The sequence below is a fragment of the Microbacterium sp. LWH10-1.2 genome (assembly GCF_038397765.1).
In the GTDB taxonomy this organism is placed as follows: Bacteria; Actinomycetota; Actinomycetes; order Actinomycetales; family Microbacteriaceae; genus Microbacterium; species Microbacterium natoriense.
The window spans coordinates 650,168-667,401 of sequence record NZ_CP151638.1 but is presented as its reverse complement, the minus strand read 5'-3'; the positions used below and the strand labels follow the sequence as shown (position 1 = coordinate 667,401).

17 protein-coding genes are annotated in these 17,234 nt (G+C 69.3%); 9 read left to right on the top strand and 8 right to left on the bottom strand.

Going from position 1 to position 17,234, the window contains the following annotated elements:
• The first annotated feature begins 51 nt into the window (after nucleotides 1–51).
• Together MRBLWH10_RS03140 and MRBLWH10_RS03135 are read left to right on the top strand one after the other, a co-directional pair.
• Nucleotides 52–1,536: a CoA-acylating methylmalonate-semialdehyde dehydrogenase gene (locus MRBLWH10_RS03140; RefSeq protein WP_105672347.1), complete on the top strand. Its 1,485-nt coding sequence runs from the start codon at nucleotides 52–54 to the stop codon at nucleotides 1,534–1,536.
• Nucleotides 1,537–1,564: 28 nt separating this feature from the next.
• Nucleotides 1,565–2,953 (top strand): aspartate aminotransferase family protein, encoded by a 1,389-nt coding sequence (locus MRBLWH10_RS03135; protein ID WP_341941595.1) that lies wholly within the window; start codon nucleotides 1,565–1,567, stop codon nucleotides 2,951–2,953.
• A gap of 69 nt (nucleotides 2,954–3,022) precedes the next feature.
• Here MRBLWH10_RS03135 and MRBLWH10_RS03130 read toward each other — a convergent pair whose 3' ends face one another.
• The 7 genes from MRBLWH10_RS03130 to MRBLWH10_RS03100 all read right to left on the bottom strand — a co-directional run bounded on the left by MRBLWH10_RS03130 (nucleotide 3,023) and on the right by MRBLWH10_RS03100 (nucleotide 8,175).
• The gene (locus MRBLWH10_RS03130) at nucleotides 3,023–3,865 is read right to left on the bottom strand and encodes an ABC transporter permease (RefSeq protein WP_105672349.1); all 843 of its coding nucleotides are present in this window, start codon (nucleotides 3,863–3,865) and stop codon (nucleotides 3,023–3,025) included.
• Nucleotides 3,862–4,752, bottom strand: a complete 891-nt coding sequence (locus MRBLWH10_RS03125; protein ID WP_105672350.1) for an ABC transporter permease — start codon at nucleotides 4,750–4,752, stop codon at nucleotides 3,862–3,864. The genes MRBLWH10_RS03130 and MRBLWH10_RS03125 overlap by 4 nt, the downstream gene beginning before the upstream one ends.
• A complete protein-coding gene (locus tag MRBLWH10_RS03120) occupies nucleotides 4,745–5,923 on the bottom strand; it encodes a spermidine/putrescine ABC transporter substrate-binding protein (protein ID WP_341941594.1) in 1,179 nt (392 codons plus the stop codon). The genes MRBLWH10_RS03125 and MRBLWH10_RS03120 overlap by 8 nt, the downstream gene beginning before the upstream one ends.
• Nucleotides 5,920–7,038, bottom strand: coding sequence for an ABC transporter ATP-binding protein (locus tag MRBLWH10_RS03115; RefSeq protein WP_341941593.1), 1,119 nt, complete (start codon nucleotides 7,036–7,038; stop codon nucleotides 5,920–5,922). The genes MRBLWH10_RS03120 and MRBLWH10_RS03115 overlap by 4 nt, the downstream gene beginning before the upstream one ends.
• 136 nt (nucleotides 7,039–7,174) lie before the next feature.
• On the bottom strand, nucleotides 7,175–7,447 hold the full coding sequence (locus MRBLWH10_RS03110; RefSeq protein WP_105672353.1) for a metal-sensitive transcriptional regulator: 273 nt from the start codon (nucleotides 7,445–7,447) through the stop codon (nucleotides 7,175–7,177).
• A gap of 38 nt (nucleotides 7,448–7,485) precedes the next feature.
• On the bottom strand, nucleotides 7,486–7,896 hold the full coding sequence (locus MRBLWH10_RS03105) for a type II toxin-antitoxin system VapC family toxin (protein ID WP_341941592.1): 411 nt from the start codon (nucleotides 7,894–7,896) through the stop codon (nucleotides 7,486–7,488).
• A 3-nt stretch (nucleotides 7,897–7,899) separates the two neighbouring features.
• Nucleotides 7,900–8,175, bottom strand: coding sequence for a type II toxin-antitoxin system prevent-host-death family antitoxin (locus MRBLWH10_RS03100; RefSeq protein ID WP_341941591.1), 276 nt, complete (start codon nucleotides 8,173–8,175; stop codon nucleotides 7,900–7,902).
• A gap of 126 nt (nucleotides 8,176–8,301) precedes the next feature.
• Here MRBLWH10_RS03100 and MRBLWH10_RS03095 point away from each other — a divergent pair, with 126 nt between their 5' ends.
• Genes MRBLWH10_RS03095 through MRBLWH10_RS03085 form a run of 3 tightly spaced genes read left to right on the top strand, consistent with a single transcriptional unit; the run spans nucleotide 8,302 to nucleotide 11,045 of the window.
• Nucleotides 8,302–9,579 (top strand): DUF445 family protein, encoded by a 1,278-nt coding sequence (locus tag MRBLWH10_RS03095; RefSeq protein ID WP_341941590.1) that lies wholly within the window; start codon nucleotides 8,302–8,304, stop codon nucleotides 9,577–9,579.
• A gap of 3 nt (nucleotides 9,580–9,582) precedes the next feature.
• A complete protein-coding gene (locus tag MRBLWH10_RS03090; RefSeq protein WP_341941589.1) occupies nucleotides 9,583–10,500 on the top strand; it encodes an arginase family protein in 918 nt (305 codons plus the stop codon).
• Nucleotides 10,497–11,045 (top strand): AAA family ATPase, encoded by a 549-nt coding sequence (locus MRBLWH10_RS03085; protein WP_341941588.1) that lies wholly within the window; start codon nucleotides 10,497–10,499, stop codon nucleotides 11,043–11,045. Before MRBLWH10_RS03090 ends, MRBLWH10_RS03085 begins: the two co-directional genes overlap by 4 nt.
• Here the strand turns inward: MRBLWH10_RS03085 and MRBLWH10_RS03080 are convergent.
• Nucleotides 11,020–12,024: a LacI family DNA-binding transcriptional regulator gene (locus MRBLWH10_RS03080; RefSeq protein WP_341941587.1), complete on the bottom strand. Its 1,005-nt coding sequence runs from the start codon at nucleotides 12,022–12,024 to the stop codon at nucleotides 11,020–11,022. The two genes, MRBLWH10_RS03085 and MRBLWH10_RS03080, sit on opposite strands and share 26 nt — an antisense overlap.
• 169 nt (nucleotides 12,025–12,193) lie before the next feature.
• On the opposite strand from MRBLWH10_RS03080, the gene MRBLWH10_RS03075 reads away from it, so the two are divergent.
• Genes MRBLWH10_RS03075 through MRBLWH10_RS03060 form a run of 4 tightly spaced genes read left to right on the top strand, consistent with a single transcriptional unit; the run spans nucleotide 12,194 to nucleotide 17,230 of the window.
• The gene (locus tag MRBLWH10_RS03075) at nucleotides 12,194–13,444 is read left to right on the top strand and encodes an extracellular solute-binding protein (protein ID WP_341941586.1); all 1,251 of its coding nucleotides are present in this window, start codon (nucleotides 12,194–12,196) and stop codon (nucleotides 13,442–13,444) included.
• 2 nt (nucleotides 13,445–13,446) lie between these two features.
• Nucleotides 13,447–14,532, top strand: a complete 1,086-nt coding sequence (locus MRBLWH10_RS03070) for a sugar ABC transporter permease (RefSeq protein ID WP_341941585.1) — start codon at nucleotides 13,447–13,449, stop codon at nucleotides 14,530–14,532.
• Nucleotides 14,529–15,368: a carbohydrate ABC transporter permease gene (locus MRBLWH10_RS03065; RefSeq protein ID WP_258132419.1), complete on the top strand. Its 840-nt coding sequence runs from the start codon at nucleotides 14,529–14,531 to the stop codon at nucleotides 15,366–15,368. The genes MRBLWH10_RS03070 and MRBLWH10_RS03065 overlap by 4 nt, the downstream gene beginning before the upstream one ends.
• Complete coding sequence (locus tag MRBLWH10_RS03060) at nucleotides 15,365–17,230, top strand: glycogen debranching N-terminal domain-containing protein (RefSeq protein WP_341941584.1); 1,866 nt, start codon at nucleotides 15,365–15,367, stop codon at nucleotides 17,228–17,230. Before MRBLWH10_RS03065 ends, MRBLWH10_RS03060 begins: the two co-directional genes overlap by 4 nt.
• The last annotated feature ends 4 nt before the right edge of the window (nucleotides 17,231–17,234 follow it).

Sequence of the window (17,234 nt, the reverse complement as noted above, 5' to 3'; positions counted from 1 at the left end):
TCGGACCCCGGTCAGAGTGTTCGATCAGCGCTTCCAGCTCGAAGGAGAACCGTGGACATCGTTCGTCACGTCATCGACGGAGTGGAGACCGCCGAGGCGGCCCGCACCGGCAAGATCTTCAACCCCGCCACCGGCGAGGTCGCCAGGGAGGTCGCGTTCGCGTCGACCGCCGAGGTCGAGACCGCCATCGCCGCCGCTGCCGCCGCTCTGCCCGCGTGGCGCGAGACGAGCCTGATCAAGCGCGCCGACGTGTTCTTCCGCCTGCGCCAGCTTCTCAAGGAGCGCACCCCCGAACTCGCCGCGATCGTCACCAACGAGCACGGCAAGGTGCTGTCGGATGCCGCGGGCGAGGTGTCGCGAGGCATCGAGAACGTCGAGTTCGCCGCCGGTCTCGTGCACCTGCTCAAGGGCGAGCGCAGCGAGCAGGTCGCCCGCGGCGTCGATGTGCACTCCGTGAAGCAGCCGGTCGGCGTCGTCGCCGCGATCACCCCCTTCAACTTCCCGGTCATGGTGCCGCTGTGGATGGTCGCCTCCGCGATCGCCTGCGGCAACACGGTCGTCCTCAAGCCCAGCGAGAAGGACCCGTCGGCGGCGATCTGGCTCGCGAAGCTCTTCCAGGAGGCGGGTCTGCCCGCCGGCGTCCTCAACGTCGTCAACGGCGACAAGGAGGCGGTCGACGCGCTGCTCGAGTCGCCGCGCGTGAACGCGATCAGCTTCGTGGGGTCCACCCCCATCGCCCGCTCGATCTACCAGCGCGCCTCTGCCGCCGGCAAGCGCGTCCAGGCGCTGGGCGGCGCGAAGAACCACATGGTCGTGATGCCGGATGCCGACATCGACGCCGCGGCCGACGCCGCGATCTCGGCGGCCTACGGATCCGCCGGCGAGCGCTGCATGGCCGTCTCGGTGCTGGTCGCGGTCGGCGACGTCGCCGACGACCTCATCGACGCGATCTCCTCGCGCATCCAGGGGCTCACGATCGGCGACGGAACGGATGCCGCGAGCGAGATGGGTCCGCTCATCACGCGCGAGCACCGCGATCGCGTCGCCTCCTACGTCACGGGCGCAGCGGCCGAGGGCGCGACCGTCGTCGTCGACGGCACCACTCAGCAGTTCGACTCCGACGGGTTCTTCATCGGCGTGAGCCTCGTCGACCACGTCCGTCCCGGCATGAAGGTCTACGAGGACGAGATCTTCGGCCCCGTGCTCTCCGTGGTCCGCGTGGAGAGCTATGCAGACGCCGTGGAGCTCGTGAACTCCAACTCCTACGGCAACGGCACCGCGATCTTCACGCGCGACGGCGGCACCGCACGTCAGTACGAGTTCGACATCGAGGTCGGCATGGTCGGCGTGAACGTGCCGATCCCCGTGCCGATCGGCGCGTACTCCTTCGGCGGCTGGAAGGACTCGCTGTTCGGCGACTCCCACATCTACGGCCCCGAATCGGTGCACTTCTACACTCGGTCCAAGGTCGTCACCACCCGCTGGCCCGACCACACCCCCTCGCAGATCGACCTGGGCTTCCCCAGCAACCACTGATCGGACACGGTTCTCGAAAGGCACCGACATGACGAACTACACCGACCGACACGGAGCCGCGCACGCGCTGCCCGACGCGGCTGCCGAGGCTCAGGTGCGTGCGGACGACCGCGGGCACGTCTTCCACTCGTGGAGCGCGCAGGGTCTCATCGACCCGCTTCCGGTCGCCGCGGGCGAGGGCTCGACGTTCTGGGACTACCAGGGCAACGCCTACCTCGATTTCTCCAGCCAGCTGGTGAACCTGAATCTGGGGCACCAGCATCCCGATCTCGTCTCCGCGATCCAGCAGCAGGCCGGGCGCCTGGCGACGATCCAGCCGTCCGTGGCGAACGACGTGCGCGGTGAGCTCGCACGGCTCATCGCCGAGGTCGCGCCGGACGGCATGGAGAAGGTCTTCTTCACCAACGGCGGCGCCGAGGCCAACGAGTACGCCGTGCGCATGGCGCGGCAGTCGACCGGGCGCCGCAAGGTGCTCTCGATGTACCGCAGCTACCACGGCTCCACGGCCACGGCGATCTCGCTCACGGGCGACCCTCGGCGCTGGGCGAACGACACCGTCGACTCCGGCGCCGTGCGCTTCTTCGGGCCGTACCTGTACCGCTCGCCGTTCCACTCGGAGACGCAGGAGCAGGAGGCCGAGCGCGCGCTCGCCCACCTCGAGCAGACCATCCAGCTCGAGGGTCCGCAGACGATCGCGGCGATCATCATCGAGACCGTCGTCGGCACCAACGGCGTCCTGATCCCGCCGCCCGGCTACCTGCGGGGCGTGCGCGAACTGTGCGACCGCTACGGCATCGTCTACATCGCCGACGAGGTCATGGTCGGCTTCGGTCGTCTGGGCGAGTGGTTCGGCATCGACGCGTTCGACGCGAAGCCCGATCTCATCACCTTCGCGAAGGGCGTGAACTCGGGCTACGTCCCGCTCGGCGGCGTCGTCATCTCGGACTCCATCGCGAAGGCGTTCGACACCGTGCCCTTCGCCGGCGGCCTGACCTACTCCGGTCACCCGCTCGCGTGCGCTGCCGGTGTCGCCACGTTCGAGGTGTTCCGTCGTGACGGCATCCTGGAGCGCGTGCGCGACCTCGGCGCCCGCGTGGTGGAGCCGACGCTGCGATCCTGGGCCGAGAAGCACCCGAGCGTCGGCGACGTCAGAGGACGCGGCCTGTTCTGGGCGATCGAGCTGGTGCGCGACAGGGAGACCCGAGAGCCGCTGGTGCCCTTCAACGCCTCGGGAGCGGATGCCGCGCCCATGGGCGCCTTCGCCGCCGCCGCGAAGAAGGCCGGCGTCTGGCCGTTCACGCACTTCAACCGCGTCCACGTCGCTCCCCCGCTGGTCATCTCCGAAGAGGAGCTCGTGCGCGGCCTGTCCGCGATCGACGAGGCCCTCACCGTCGCGGACGAGCACGCCGCGAGCTGACCCGTTGCAGAGAACTCCTCCCGAGCCGCACAGGTTCGGGAGGAGTTCTCGCGTTCGGGAGGTGACCTCTCAGCCACCCGCCATCGTGCGGGCGATGTCGGTCGCGGAGTCGCCGGCCTTCTTCAGCACCACGGCCACCAGCGCGAGCGCCAGCAGCGTCACGAGCAGCATGATCGTCGACACCGCGGCGATCTCGGGGCGCAGGCCGCTGCGCAGTGCGCTGAGCACGTAGACCGGCCACGGGGTCGTGCCCGAGACCTGGACGAACGCCGAGACGACGGTGTTGTCGAGCCCGAGTGTGAACGAGAGCAGGAATCCGGCGAGCACGGCCGGCATCGCGAGCGGCAGCGTCACCTTCATGAACGTGCGGAACGGCGGGGCGTACAGATCCGCGGACGCCTCCTCGAGCCGCGCGTCCAGACCCACCAGCCTCGCCCGCACGATGTACGACACGATCGCGATGGAGAACAGCGACTGCCCGACGACGAGCCGCACCGTGCCGTCGTTGAAGACGCTCATCCCCAGGTCCTGCCCGAGGAACACCATCCACGGCAGCAGCGCCACCGCATCCACGATCTCCGGCGTCACCGAGATCAGCAGCAGCATCGCCAGGAACCAGCCGACCCACCTGCCGGGCGTCCGCGCCATGGCGATGCCGGCGAGCGTTCCCAGGGCGGTCGCGAAGACCGCCGCGAGCAGGCCCGTGCGCAGAGACACCAGGACGGCGTCGCGGATCGCGGGCTTCGTGACGATGGCGGCGAACGAGTCGAACCCGAAGTGGTCCCACGACACGAGCAGCCGACCGACGTTGAAGGAGTACACGATGATCACGATGATCGGCAGGAACAGGAAGAGGAACACCAGAGTCGCCCAGATCGGCAGAAGGTGTCGTGCGATGCCGCGCCTGGTCATGATGCCTCCCCGAGGATGAGCCGGTTGCGTCGTCGCACCGGGATCGTGACGAGCCACAGCAGCAGCGCCGCCACCCCGATCGACAGGGCGATGGTGAGGATGAGCAGCACAGCCATCGCCGAACCGAGCGCCCAGTTCTGCGCCGTCTGGAACTGGCTGGCGACGATCTGGCCGACCATGTTGCCCTTCGCGCCGCCGAGCACGGTCGCGGTGATGTAGTCGCCCATGAGAGGGATGTACACCAGAAGGATGCCGGCGATGATCCCGGGGCGCGCCATCGGCACTGTGACCCGCAGGAACGTCGTGACGCTGTTCGCGCCGAGGTCCTTGCTCGCCTCGCGCAGCGGTCCGCTGACGCGGTCGAACGCGACGTACAGCGGGAGGATCATCAGCGGCAGATAGTTGTAGACGACGCCGAGGAGCACCGCCCCTCTGGTGTTGAGCATCTCGAGCGGGCCGGGGATGACGCCGATGAACTGCAGCGCCTGCGAGAGCCACCCCTCGGGGGCGAGGATCACCTGCCATCCGATGGTCCGCACCAGGAAGTTCGTCCAGAACGGCACCATGACGAGGGCGAGGAGCATCCCCCTCCGCGACGGCGCGGCCTTCACCGCGATCCAGTAGGCCACGGGCGCGCCGATCAGGAGGCACAGCAGCGTGCCGGTGACGCCGACCCAGAGCGTGTTCTGGAACGTCGTGAAGAAGGTCGGCGACAGCGCCTCGACGTAGCGGTCGAACGACAGCCTGTCGTTCGAGTTCGTGGCGAAGATGCTCGGCTTGTAGCCGAAGCTGTACCAGATCACCACGCCGATCGGCACGAGGAAGAAGATGATGAGCCACACCCACGCGGGGAGGGCGAGGCCGAAGCGGATCCTGAGCTTACGCACCGGCGGCCGCCTTCGTCGCGTTCCAGATCGAGACGATCCGCTCCTGCTCCTCGGTGAACTCCTGCTCGTGCATCGTCTCCACCTGCGTGTCGTCGAAGTAGACCATGTCGAGCCTCTCGAGCCCGGCGTCCTCCGCCTTCTTCTGCGTGCCCTGCACACCCGTGTCGTAGCCGATGTAGTCGACCTGCGCGAGCTGCACGTCGGGCGCGATCATGAAGTCGATGAACGCGTGGGCGGCCTCGGGGTGCGGTGCGCCCTTGGCGATCGCCCAGTTGTCCATCCAGAGCTCGGTGGCGGGGGCGCCGAGCACCCACTGCCAGCGTTCGGGGTCGTCGGACTCGTTCATGCCGGTGCGCGCGTCGCCGCTGTACGACTGCACGAGCGCGGCGGAGGCCTGCGGGATCACCTGCCCTCCCGGCGCAGAGTCGAAGGTCGAGACGTGCGGGGCGAGCTCCTTCACGAGAAATCTCTCGCACGCGTCGAGGTCCGCCTTCCTCGTGGTGTTCCAGTCGATGCCGTGCGACCAGAAGTAGATGCCGCACATCGGAGCGGGATCGTCGAGCAGCGACACCTTGCCCGACGCCTCGTTCTGCGCCGCATCGATGAAGTCCGCCCAGTCGGTCAGCTCCCTGGAGATGACGCGGCGGTCGTAGACGAACCCGGTCGTGCCCCATGCCTTGCAGATCGAGTACCTGTTGTCGGGGTCGAAGGATCGATGGATGAAGTTCGGATTCATCGTGGCGAAGTTCGGGATCAGGTCGAGGTCGAGCTCCTCGAGCAGTCCGTTCTCGGCCATCGGCGTGACGAACAGGCCGCTGGGCACGACGATGTCGTATCCGCTGGTGCCCCGCGCCGCGACCAGCTTCGCGATCAGCTCCTCGTTCGAGTTGAAGGCATCGACGACGATCCTGGGCCCCTTCTTCGCGCTGAACGCCTCGAGGATCTCGGGGGCGTCGTAGTCGCTCCACGTGTAGATCGACAGCTTGTCCTCGAGCGGACCGCCGTGAGCCTGCGGGGCTGCGCCGACCTGGCCGGGAGCGCACGCGGTGAAGAGCACCGTCCCGGTCGCGGCGAGCGCCGTCGCGAGGAACCCTCGCCTGGTCAGCTCGGTGCGGATGATGTGCGCCGCTCCGCGGTTCGCCAGCACGCGCACCGGGGGCGCCCCGGTCATGCGGCGGCCTTCGGCAGCGCGATGACGTGCGTCGCCGTGGCGGGGATGCCGTCGGCGGCGAACAGCCGCACGTCCGCGGCATCCCATACGCAGCGCACATCGTCATCCACCTGGATCCGCGGCGCCGTGGGGGCGGGCATCCTCGAGAGGAAGGTGGACTCGCCGCCGACCTGCACGGCGACCTGCAGGGTCTCGCCGAGGTGCGACACCCCGAGGACACGACCGGGGATGCCGGCCTCTCCCTCCGCCTCGAGGCGCACGTACTCGGGCCGAATCGCGGCCACCGCCGGCTGCCCCGATGCGACCCTCTCGCCACCCCACCGTCCGCCGATCACGCCGATCCCGGTGTCGAGGGAGGAGCCGTCGGCGCGCACGGCGCCGTGCACGAAGTTCTGCTGTCCGATGAAGGACGCCACGTACGCGGATGCCGGTTCGGCGTAGATCTCCGCGGGCTCGGCGAGCTGTTCGATGCGGCCGGCCCGCATCACCGCGATGCGGTCGCTCATCGACAGCGCCTCAGCCTGATCGTGGGTGACGAAGACGAACGTGGTGCCGAGCCTCGCCTGCAGCAACTTGAGCTCGAGCTGCATCTCCTCGCGGAGCTGACGGTCGAGCGCGGCGAGTGGCTCGTCGAGCAGGAGCACGCTGGGCCGGTTGATCAGCGCGCGCGACAGGGCGATGCGCTGCTGCTGCCCTCCGGAGAGCTGGGTGGGCTTGCGCTCGGCGAAGCGGCGCAACTGCACCATGTCGAGGGCCTCGGCGACGCGCTCGCGCTGCTCGGCCTTGGGCACCCTGCGCTGCTGCAGGCCGTACGCCACGTTCTCGGCGACGGTCATGTGCGGGAAAAGCGCGTAGGCCTGGAACACGGTGTTGACCTCGCGCTTGTGCGGAGGGAGGTCGAGGACGCTGCGACCGGAGATGCGGATGTCGCCGGCATCCGGGTACTCGAACCCGGCGATCATCCGGAGCGTCGTCGTCTTGCCGCAGCCGGAGGGCCCGAGCAGGGAGAGGAACTCGCCGGGCCGGATGTCGAGAGTCAGATGGTCGACGGCCGTGGCTGCGCCGTAGAGCTTGGTGACGCCGTCGATGCTGACGCCGCCGGTGGAATCGGGCATGAAGCCTCCCCATTGAGAATCACTGGGGGACAGTCAAACACACGAATCGCGCCAGGTACAGCGAAAACCGAGGCAAGTTGGGCTTCTCGCAACGATTTCCGTTGCGAGATTACGAATCAACGTGCGATCAAGTCGTTTACTTCGAATCGAAGTCGAACGCCTTGAGGAGCTCGACGACGGCCTTGTCGCGTTCGTCGCCGCCCTCCTCGAACATGTGCGTGACGTGCGTGCGCAGGTGGTTCTCCAGCAGGAGCCTGTTGAGGGATTCCAGGGACTTCTGGATCGCACGGGACTGCGTGATGATGTCCATGCAGTACTCCTCGTTCTCGATCATCCGCGCGACTCCGCGCATCTGGCCCTCGAGGATGCTGGTGCGGTGCAGGGCGCGCTTCTTGATGTCTTCGATCACGGAATCGAGCGTACTCGCGTGGGCCGGACGTCGGCCGATCAGCTCGAGAAGGGGTTGATGACCGCGAGCCCGGGGACGTCGAAGTCCTTCTCGTTGCGAGTGACGACGGTCAGCCCGTGGTGCAGTGCGGTGGCGGCGATGAGCGCGTCCGCCCACGGCCGCCGATTCGGCACGTTGAGCGCGGCGCACGTCCGCGCGATCTCGGGAGAGACGGGGAGGATCCGCGGGCCGAGGCTCTGGCGGATCACACTCAACCACTGCCTGAGCGCCCTCGCCTGCTGCGGGTCGCGTCTGTGAAGGCCGAGAACTCCGAGCTCCAACTCGTAGTCCGTGATCGCACTCATGTGCAGGGCGTCAGGGTCCACTCCTTCCATCCACGTCCGCGCAGCGCTTCCGATCTCTCCCCCGCGCCGCGCCTCGGAGAAGGTGTTCGTATCGACCAGATACATCGCTCAGAACTCGATCGGAGGGCGACCGAAGTCGTTCTTCCGGTCGGCGACGATCTCGTCGATGATGCGGTCGAACGCGCCGTCGTCGTGCGCGAGGTCGTCATCATGCATCGCGAGAAGCTCGAGCATCGACCCCGGTCGGGCTGGAACGATCCGTTCGTACTCCTCGATGCTGAGCAGCACATACGCCGGCTCGCCGTGCTTGGTGATCAGCACCGGCTCACCGTCGGCGACGCGCTGCGCACGCGCGACGGACTGATTGAACTCTCGAGCGCTCATGGTGAACATCGTGCACCTCGATTCAGAATGTAGTGATGGTACTACACAGGTGATCCTGTCTGGGCGCCGAGACGCTTCATCCCCCCGACCACGCCCCGCCCGGTGATCGCGTGAAAGGATGACTCCATGCCGCGAACACCGATGACGCAGCTCTCTCCCGCCGACCAGGGCCGACTGCGCGCGCTCCGCCGCATGAAGGCCGTCGCGCTCGGCGCGCTGATCTTCATGGCGCTCGCCTTCGTCATCGCCTTCGCCCTTCAGGAGCGCGTCGGCTGGCTCTCCTATGTGCGGGCCGCGGCAGAGGGCGGCATGGTCGGCGCCCTGGCCGACTGGTTCGCCGTGACGGCGCTGTTCCGGCATCCGCTCGGCATCCCGATCCCGCACACGGCGATCATCCCGAGCCGCAAGGACGAGATCGGCCGCACGCTCGGAGAGTTCGTGGAGACGAACTTCCTCGCGGCGGACGTCGTGCGCACGAAGCTCTCCAGCACCCCGATCGCGCTGCGGGCCGGCGAGTGGCTGCGCGAGCCCGCGCACGCCGAACGCGTCGGCACGGAGGGAGCGACGGTCGCCACCGCGGTGCTCAACGCCCTCAGCGACGACGACGTGCGCGACCTCATCACCGACCTCGCCCGCGAGCACCTCGTCGCCCCTGAGTGGGGCACACCGGCCGGAGTGTGGCTGGAGAAGATCGTCGCGGCCGACGCCCACCACGGCGCCGTCGACCTCGCCGTCGACAGCATCGCCACCTGGCTGAACGCCAACGCCGTCGCCTTCAACGGACTCATCTCCCGCCGCCTGCCCTCGTGGGTGCCTCGCCTGGCGCATCGGTTCGTCGACGAGACCGCCTACAACGAGGCCGTGCGGTTCGTGAACGCGGTGAAGGCCGACCCCCGGCATCCCGCCCGGCTCGCGATCGACGGCTACCTCACCCGCCTCGCCGACAACCTGCAGCACGACCCGGCGACCCGCTCCAAGCTCGAGAACGCGAAGGCCTCCCTGTTCGACAGTCCTCGGGTCGGCGCCCTCGCCGCCGAGGCGTGGAACACGGCGAAGAACGGGCTCCTCTCCGCCCTCGCCGACCCCGAGAGCGGACTGCGGCGACGGCTCGTGCAGGCGCTCCAGGAGGTCGGCGAGCGCCTCACGACGGATGCCGCGCTGCAGCACCGCGTCGACACCTGGGTATCGGATGCCGCGGTCTTCCTCGTCGACCGCTACCGTCACGACATCGCCTCGATCATCACCGACACCGTCGAACGCTGGGACCCGGCCGAGACCACGGAGAAGATCGAGCTCATGGTCGGACGCGACCTGCAGTACATCCGTCTGAACGGCACCGTCGTCGGCGCTCTCGCCGGACTCGCCATCTTCACCATCGCCCACGCCCTGATCCCCGGAGTCTGAACCATGGCACTGTCGCACGATCCCCGCTGGCCGCGCGCAGGAGGCTGGCCGGCCCTCGACTCCACGGCGGATGCCGTGCTGCTCGGCGTGCCGGTGTGGCGCACCTCGCTCTCCCCGACCGGCGCCCACGCGACCCCGGCCGCGATCCGCGAGGCACTGCCCCGCTACGGCGCCACGCTGATGGGGCCGCCGATCGTCGATCTGAACGAGGCTCTGCGCATCGCCGACGCCGGCGACGTCCACGAGCCGGACGGCGACGAGGGAGAGTCCGATGTGATCTCCCGCGTGCGGGAGCTCGCGGCATCCGCCGAGCTCGTGATCGCTCTCGGCGGCGACAACTCCCTCACCTACCCCGTGGCCCTCGGCGCCGAGGCCACCGGCCTCATCACCTTCGACGCGCACTTCGACCTGCGCGACGGCGTCTCCAACGGCACGCCCGTGCGCAGACTCGTCGAAGACGCTCCCGCTGCGGCCACGGTGGAGACCTCGCGCATCGACCCCGCGCGCATCGTGCAGATCGGCATCGCCGACTTCGCGAACTCCGCGGCGTACGCGAAGCGGGCGGCCGACTGGGGCATCCGGGTGATCACGCTCGACGAGCTGCGCCGCCGCGGCATCGACGACGTCGTCGCGGAGGCGCTGGAGATCGCCGGGGCCGGGGCCGCGCCCCGCGTGCACCTGGACATCGACGTGGACGTGTGCGACCGCTCGGTGGCGCCGGGGTGCCCTGCGAGCATCCCCGGCGGGCTCGCCGCCTGGGAGCTCCGTGCGCTGACGCGCGCCGTGGCCGCGGACCCCCGGGTCGTCAGCGCCGACCTGGCGGAGGTCGACGCGACGGCGGACGCCGACGACGCCCGCACCGTCCGCCTCGCCGCGCTCTGCGTGCTGGAGCTGCTCGCAGGACTGCACTCCCGACGGTGAGGATCGTCGTCTCCGGAACCCACGCGAGCGGCAAGAGCACCCTGATCGCCGACCTCCGCACCGCGCTGCCCGAGTACCTCGTGCTCGGGGACCCCTTCGACGACATCGACGACGACGCCCCCACCGGAGAGCGCAGCTTCGCCGCACAGCTGGCGGTCACCGCCGCACGGCTGCGCGAGACCGCGCACGAGCCCTCCGTCGTCTCCGAGCGGGGGCCGCTGGACTTCGTCGCCTACCTCACCGCCCTGGAGTCCCTGGGGCGCAGCGACGGGTCTCTTCTCGCCAGAGCCACGGAGATCGCAGTCGCCTCCCTGCGCGAGATCGACCTCGTCGTCGTGCTCCCCCTCGACAGGCGGCATCCGATCCTCGTCCCCGACGATGAGGACCCCGAGCTGAGGGACGCGATGGACGATGCGCTCCTGGAGATCGTCGACGACCTCGAACGCGACGGAGCCCTGCCTGCTCTCCTGGTCGTCTCCGGCGATCCGCAGGAGCGCCTCGCGCACGTGCTCGAGGCGGTCAGCGCACCACGAGCTCAGGGGTGATCAGGGCGTGCGCCGAGCCTGACTGGACACGGCGCGGGGCGACGACGTCGCCCGTCGGACCCATCATGAGCTCCAGGATGGCCGCGGCCACGTCCTCCGGGCGCTGCTCGACGCTGGAGAACCCCAGCGCCTCCGCGGTCGGGGTGTTGTCGAAGCCGATGACGGGAACCGACCGCCGCGCGTCGGAGAGCGCGAGAAGAGCGCCGACGGCGAGCGAATCGCTCGCGCAGACGACGGCGTCGGCATCCAGTCCCTCGTCGAGGGCGCGCGCGACGCTCGCCCTCACCTGCGGCACCGAGTCGTCGGCGACGACCCGTGCACCCTTCGCGCCGGCCGCGCGCATCGCCTCGATCCACCCGCGCTCGCGGTCGTCGCCCGTGCCGGAGCCGGATGGCCAGCCGAGGAACGCGACACGGCTGCCGAAGGTCAGCGCGTGCTCCGTCGCCGCGCGGGTGCCGGCCGCGCCGTCGACGTCGACCCACAGGTGCCGCGGGTCGGCGATGTCGTCTTCTCCCCACGGCCGTCCGAACGAGATGAACGGCAGTCCCGAATCGTCGAGCCGGCCCACGCGGGGGTCGTCGCGCATGGTGCCGGTGATGATCGCCGCGTCGATCTCCGACCCCTCCCACAGCTCCGCGAGGCGGGCGATCTCCTCCTCCGGAGTGCGAGCGGCGTAGACGAGCATGCGCATGCCCCGCTCACTCGCGTGCTCGGTGATGGCGTGCACGAACCTGTCGAGCACGACTCCGGAGATGCCGCCGACGTAGGGGTCGAGGCGGATGCCGATGGTCGAGCTGCGCCGCAGTCGGAGCTGTCGCGCGGCGGCATGGCGTCGGTAGCCGAGGGCGTCGATGGCGGCGAGCACGCGCTCCCTCGTGGCCGGACGCACGATGTCTGGAGTGTTGAGCACGTTCGAGACCGTCTGGCGGGAGACTCCGGCGTGCTCGGCGACGTCTTCGACAGTGGGCGCCTTCGCCATCGCACCTCCTCGTTCACGGCCTGGGTCACAGGTGCGGGGTTGACACTTCCGCGCCCTCGCCCCTAGCCTATTCCACACAGGATTTGATCGTTCAAATTCCTACCCTTCCCGAACTCGCACGAGCCGCACGCGGCCGTCGCCCGCAGTGACTCATCAAAGGAGAGAGACCATGACACGGCACATCACACGCGCAGTCCTCGGCACCGGAGCGGTGCTGATCAGCAGCACCCTGGTGCTCACCGGCTGCGGATCCGGCTTCTCCGGAGGAGACGCGAAGCCGGATGCCGGCGGCCTCACCTCCTCCGACGACGCGCTCACCGTCCTCATCGGCTCCTCGGGCGATGCCGAGACCGCCGCCGTGCAGAAGGCGCTGGACGACTGGACCGCGAAGTCCGGCACGAAGACCTCCCTCCAGGTGGCCAGCGACCTCAACCAGGAGCTCTCCCAGGGGTTCGCCGCGGGCAAGCCCGCCGACCTCTTCTACCTCTCCACCGACCAGATCGCCGGCTACGCATCGAACGGCTCTCTGAAGGCCTACGGAGACGACCTGAAGAACAAGGACGACTTCTACCCCTCGCTCGTCGAGAACTTCACCGTCGACGGCGACTTCTACTGCGCGCCGAAGGACTTCTCCACCCTCGCGCTCGTCATCAACACGAAGATGTGGGCGGATGCCGGCCTCTCCGACGCCGATCTGCCGAAGACCTGGGACGATCTGGCGTCCGTCGCGCAGAAGCTCACGACGCCCGAGCACGTGGGCCTCGCGTTCGGCGCCGAGTACCAGCGCGTCGGCACCTTCATGGCGCAGGCGGGCGGCGGCCTCGTGAAGGACGGCAAGGCCATCGCGAGCGACCAGGCGAACGTCGACGCTCTGACCTACGTGAAGTCGCACCTCGCGGACGGCACCTTCGCCTTCGCCAAGGACGTCGGCGCCGGATGGGGCGGGGAGGCTCTCGGCAAGGGCTCCGCCGCGATGGTGATCGAAGGCAACTGGATCACCGGGGCGATGACCAACGACTACTCGTCCGTCGACTACACCGTCGCGGAGCTCCCCGCCGGCCCCAGCGGCCAGGGCACCCTGCAGTTCACCAACTGCTGGGGCATGGCGGCCGACAGCCCCAACCAGAAGGCTGCCCTCGACCTCGTGGAGTACCTCACGAGCGCCGACAGCCAGCTGGCCTTCTCGAAGGCGTTCGGCCCCATGCCCTCGATCAAGTCGGCAGCCGACGCCTGGACGGCCGACAACGCCGCCCTCGCCCCCTTCCTCGCGGGCGCCGACTACGCGCAGTTCCCGCCGAACCAGGACGGGGCGGCCGACGTCGTCTCCGACTTCAACGCGCAGCTCGAGTCGCTGAAGACCGCCGACCCCGCGACGATCCTCGACTCCGTCCAGTCCAACCTCGAAGCGGTCGTCAAGTAACCATGACCGCTCTGGCCACGCCTCGTCGCGGCGGATCCTCCGGGCTCCGCCGCGGCGAGGCCGCAGCCGGGTGGCTGTTCACCGCGCCGGTGATCGCCATCCTCGGCGTCTTCCTCCTCGTCCCGGTGCTCATGGCGCTGTGGGTGAGCGTCTCCGACTGGGCGGGCCGCGGAAGCCCCCTCGCCGGCTCGGTGTCGTTCGTCGGCGCCGACAACTACGCCGCGGTCCTCACCGACGGCGGACTCGCCACCAAGGACTTCGGCACCGCGCTGCGCAACAACGCCTGGTACGTCGTGCTGGTGGTGCCGCTGCAGACGGCGCTCGCGCTGTTCCTCGCGGTCCTCGTCAACAGGGCGATGCTGCGCGGCCGCGGCTTCTTCCGCACCGCCTACTACTTCCCCTCCGTCACCAGCTCCGTCGCGATCACCGTGCTGTGGATGTTCCTGTTCTCGGCGAGCGGAGCGGTCAACGACGTGCTGTCCTGGTTCGGCCTCAACGGGCCGAACTGGTTCAACGATCCGCGCGGCATCCTGCATCTCCTCCTCGGTGACAGCGGACCCGCTGCGCTCGCCCAGGGCGGGATGCTGGGGGTCTCCTGGTGGGACTGGCTTTCCGGCCCGTCCATCGCGATGAGCGCCTACATCCTGATGGCGGTCTTCACGACGTCCGGGACGTTCATGCTGCTCTTCCTCGCCGGGCTCCAGAACCTCGGCGGCGACGTCGAGGAGGCAGCGATGATGGACGGCGCGAACGGCTGGCAGCGCTTCTGGCGGATCACCCTCCCCCAGCTCCGGCCGACCCTGTTCACGGTCCTGACCCTCGGCCTCATCGGATGCTGGCAGGTCTTCGACCAGATCTACGCCGGAACCCGCGGCGCGCCGAGCAAGACCACCCTGACGCCCGCCTACCTCTCCTACCAGTCGGCGTTCAACAACCAGGAGTGGGGCCAGGGCGCCGCGATCGCCTTCATCCTCTTCGTGATCATCGTCGTCTTCACTCTCGTGCAGCGCTGGGTGCTGCGCGACCGCCCCGTGTCCCCGCGCCGCATCCGCGCGTACCAGGTCACGGAGAAGGGCGGTGCATCATGAGGCTCTCCCGCAAGCAGCTGACCTGGCAGATCGTGCTGTACGCCGTGCTCATCGGGCTCGCGCTCATCTACATCTACCCCTTCCTGGTCCAGGTCGCGACGAGCTTCAAGACCGACGAGGACGCGGCATCCAGCGGCATCTCGCTCATCCCCCAGGTGTGGACCTTCGCGGCCTATGAACGCCTGTTCGCGAACTCCGACTTCCCGTCGTGGTTCGTCAACAGCGCGATCGTGACGATCTTCGTGACGGCGGGCCGGGTCTTCTTCAACTCGCTCGCGGGGTACGCGCTCGCACGTCTGCACTTCCGAGGGCGGGGCGTCGTCTTCGCGGCTCTGGTCGCCGTCATGTCGGTGCCGGCGGTCGTGCTCCTGATCCCCAAGTTCCTCGTGATCAACCAGCTCGGGATCTTCAACTCCTATGCGGGGATGATCCTGCCGCTGCTCGTCGACGCCGCCGGGGTCTTCATCATGAAGAACTTCTTCGAGTCGATCCCGGTCTCCGTCGAGGAGCAGGCGCGCATCGACGGAGCCGGCACGTTCCGGCTGTTCTGGTCGGTCGTCCTGCCGATGGCGACCCCGGCGCTCGTGACGATCGTGATCCTGTCGTTCCAGGGCTCGTGGAACGAGCTGAGCCATTTCATCGTGTCCACCAACGATCCCGCTCTGACCACGCTGACGAAGGGCGTCGCCTCGCTCGCGAGCGGCCAGCTCAGCCAGGGCACGCAGTACCCGATCAAGCTCGCGGCGGCGCTCCTCATGACGATCCCCGTCGCCGTGATGTTCTTCATCTTCCAGCGCCGCATCATGAACACCACAGAAGGAGCCGTCAAGGAATGACCCCCACCCCGCCGCTGCAACCGCTGCTGCACGACGCAGTGATCGCCCTCGAGGCGCCGACCCAGGTGTGGTCGGATGCCGAGGGGCGCATGGGAACCGCACCCATCCACGGGGTCTATCACGGCGACGTGCGGCACATCAGAGCGATCGACGTCGCCGTGCGCGGCACCGAGCTGGAATCGATCGGCTGCGCCTCCCCCACCCCCCGCCGGGTGCTCCTCGTCGACGTGCTGCGCGGCATCGACGACGACTCGGCCGACCCGAAGGTGCGGCTCGACCGCGAGCGCACCGTGACGGCCGGCGCGTTCTCGGAGCGTCTCCGCGTCTCCGCTCACCTCGATGACGGTGTGCCCGTCGACCTCACGGTGCGCATCGTCCCCGACTTCGCGCCCATGCAGGAGGTGAAGGCCGGGCTCTCCGCCGAGGCGTCCTGGTCGTGGGACGGCGCGGTCTGCCGTGCCGACGAGGCGTCCTTCACGCTCGCCGCCGCCGGAGCGACCGTGACCGCCGACGAGCACGGCATCACGTTGACCTGGGGTGCGGTGATCCCGCCGCACGGCTCGCTCGATCTCTCCTGGTCGGTGACCATGGACGATCCGACGCTCGTCGTCTCCGCGGCAAACCCCGCGGAACCCCACCGGTTCCCCTCCCCGGTCGACCCCCGAGCTTCCCGCTGGCTGGACAGGGCGACCGCCGATCTCGACGCGCTGCGGCTGGCTCTGCCCGACCACCCCGACGATGCGTTCTACGCCGCGGGCGCCCCGTGGTTCTTCACCCTGTTCGGCCGCGACTCGATCTGGGCGGCGCGACTGGCTCTCGCCGCCGCGCCGGAGATGGCGGCCTCGACGCTGCGGGTGCTCGCCCGCCTGCAGGGGACGACGACGGATGCCGACTCGGCGGAGGCCCCTGGAAAGATCCCGCATGAGCTCCGCAGCGGCATCCTCTCCCTGCCGAACGAGGGCGTGCACCTGCCGCCCCTCTACTTCGGCACGGTGGACGCGACGCCGCTGTGGGTGTGCCTCCTCGCCGACGCGCGGGACGCGGGGATGCCCGACGACGAGCTGCGCGAGCTGCTTCCCGCCCTGCGTGCGGCGCTGGACTGGATGATCGTGCACGGGGACGCCTCGGGCAGCGGCTTCATCGATTACGCCGACGAGTCAGGGCACGGCCTCGCCAACCAGGGCTGGAAGGACTCGGGCGACTCGATCCAGTGGCGCGACGGCCGGCTCGCCGACGGTCCGATCGCCCTCAGCGAGGTGCAGGCGTACGCCTACGAGGCGGCGATGCGCGGGGCCGGGCTGCTCGATCAGCTGGGAGAGACGGGCGGCACCGCGCTGCGCGAGTGGGCGGCCGATCTGCGGGCCCGCTTCCGCGCCGCGTACTGGGTGCGCACCGAGGAGGGGCACTATCCCGCCATCGCGCTCGATGCGCACGGGGCCGCGGTCGATTCCCTGACGAGCAACATCGGCCACCTGATCGGCACCGGCATCCTCGACCCCGAGGAGGAGCGCGCCTGCGCGGCTCTGCTCACGGGCCGGTCGATGTCCAGCGGCTTCGGCATCCGGACCCTCTCGACAGGAGCCGCCGGCTACTGGCCGCTGAGCTATCACGGCGGAAGCGTGTGGACCCACGACACGGCCATCGCCGTCCACGGCATGCTGCGCGCCGGTCTCGCCGACGAGGCGCGTGCGGTCGCGGCGCAGCTGATCGACGTCGCCGAGGGATTCGACTACCGGGTCCCCGAGCTGCACGCCGGCGACGAGAGGGTGCCCGGCGGGCGCCCTGTCCCCTACCCGGCTGCGTGCCGCCCGCAGGCCTGGTCGGCCGCCGCGGCAGTGGTCTGCGCTCGCGCGCTCGCCTGAGCGG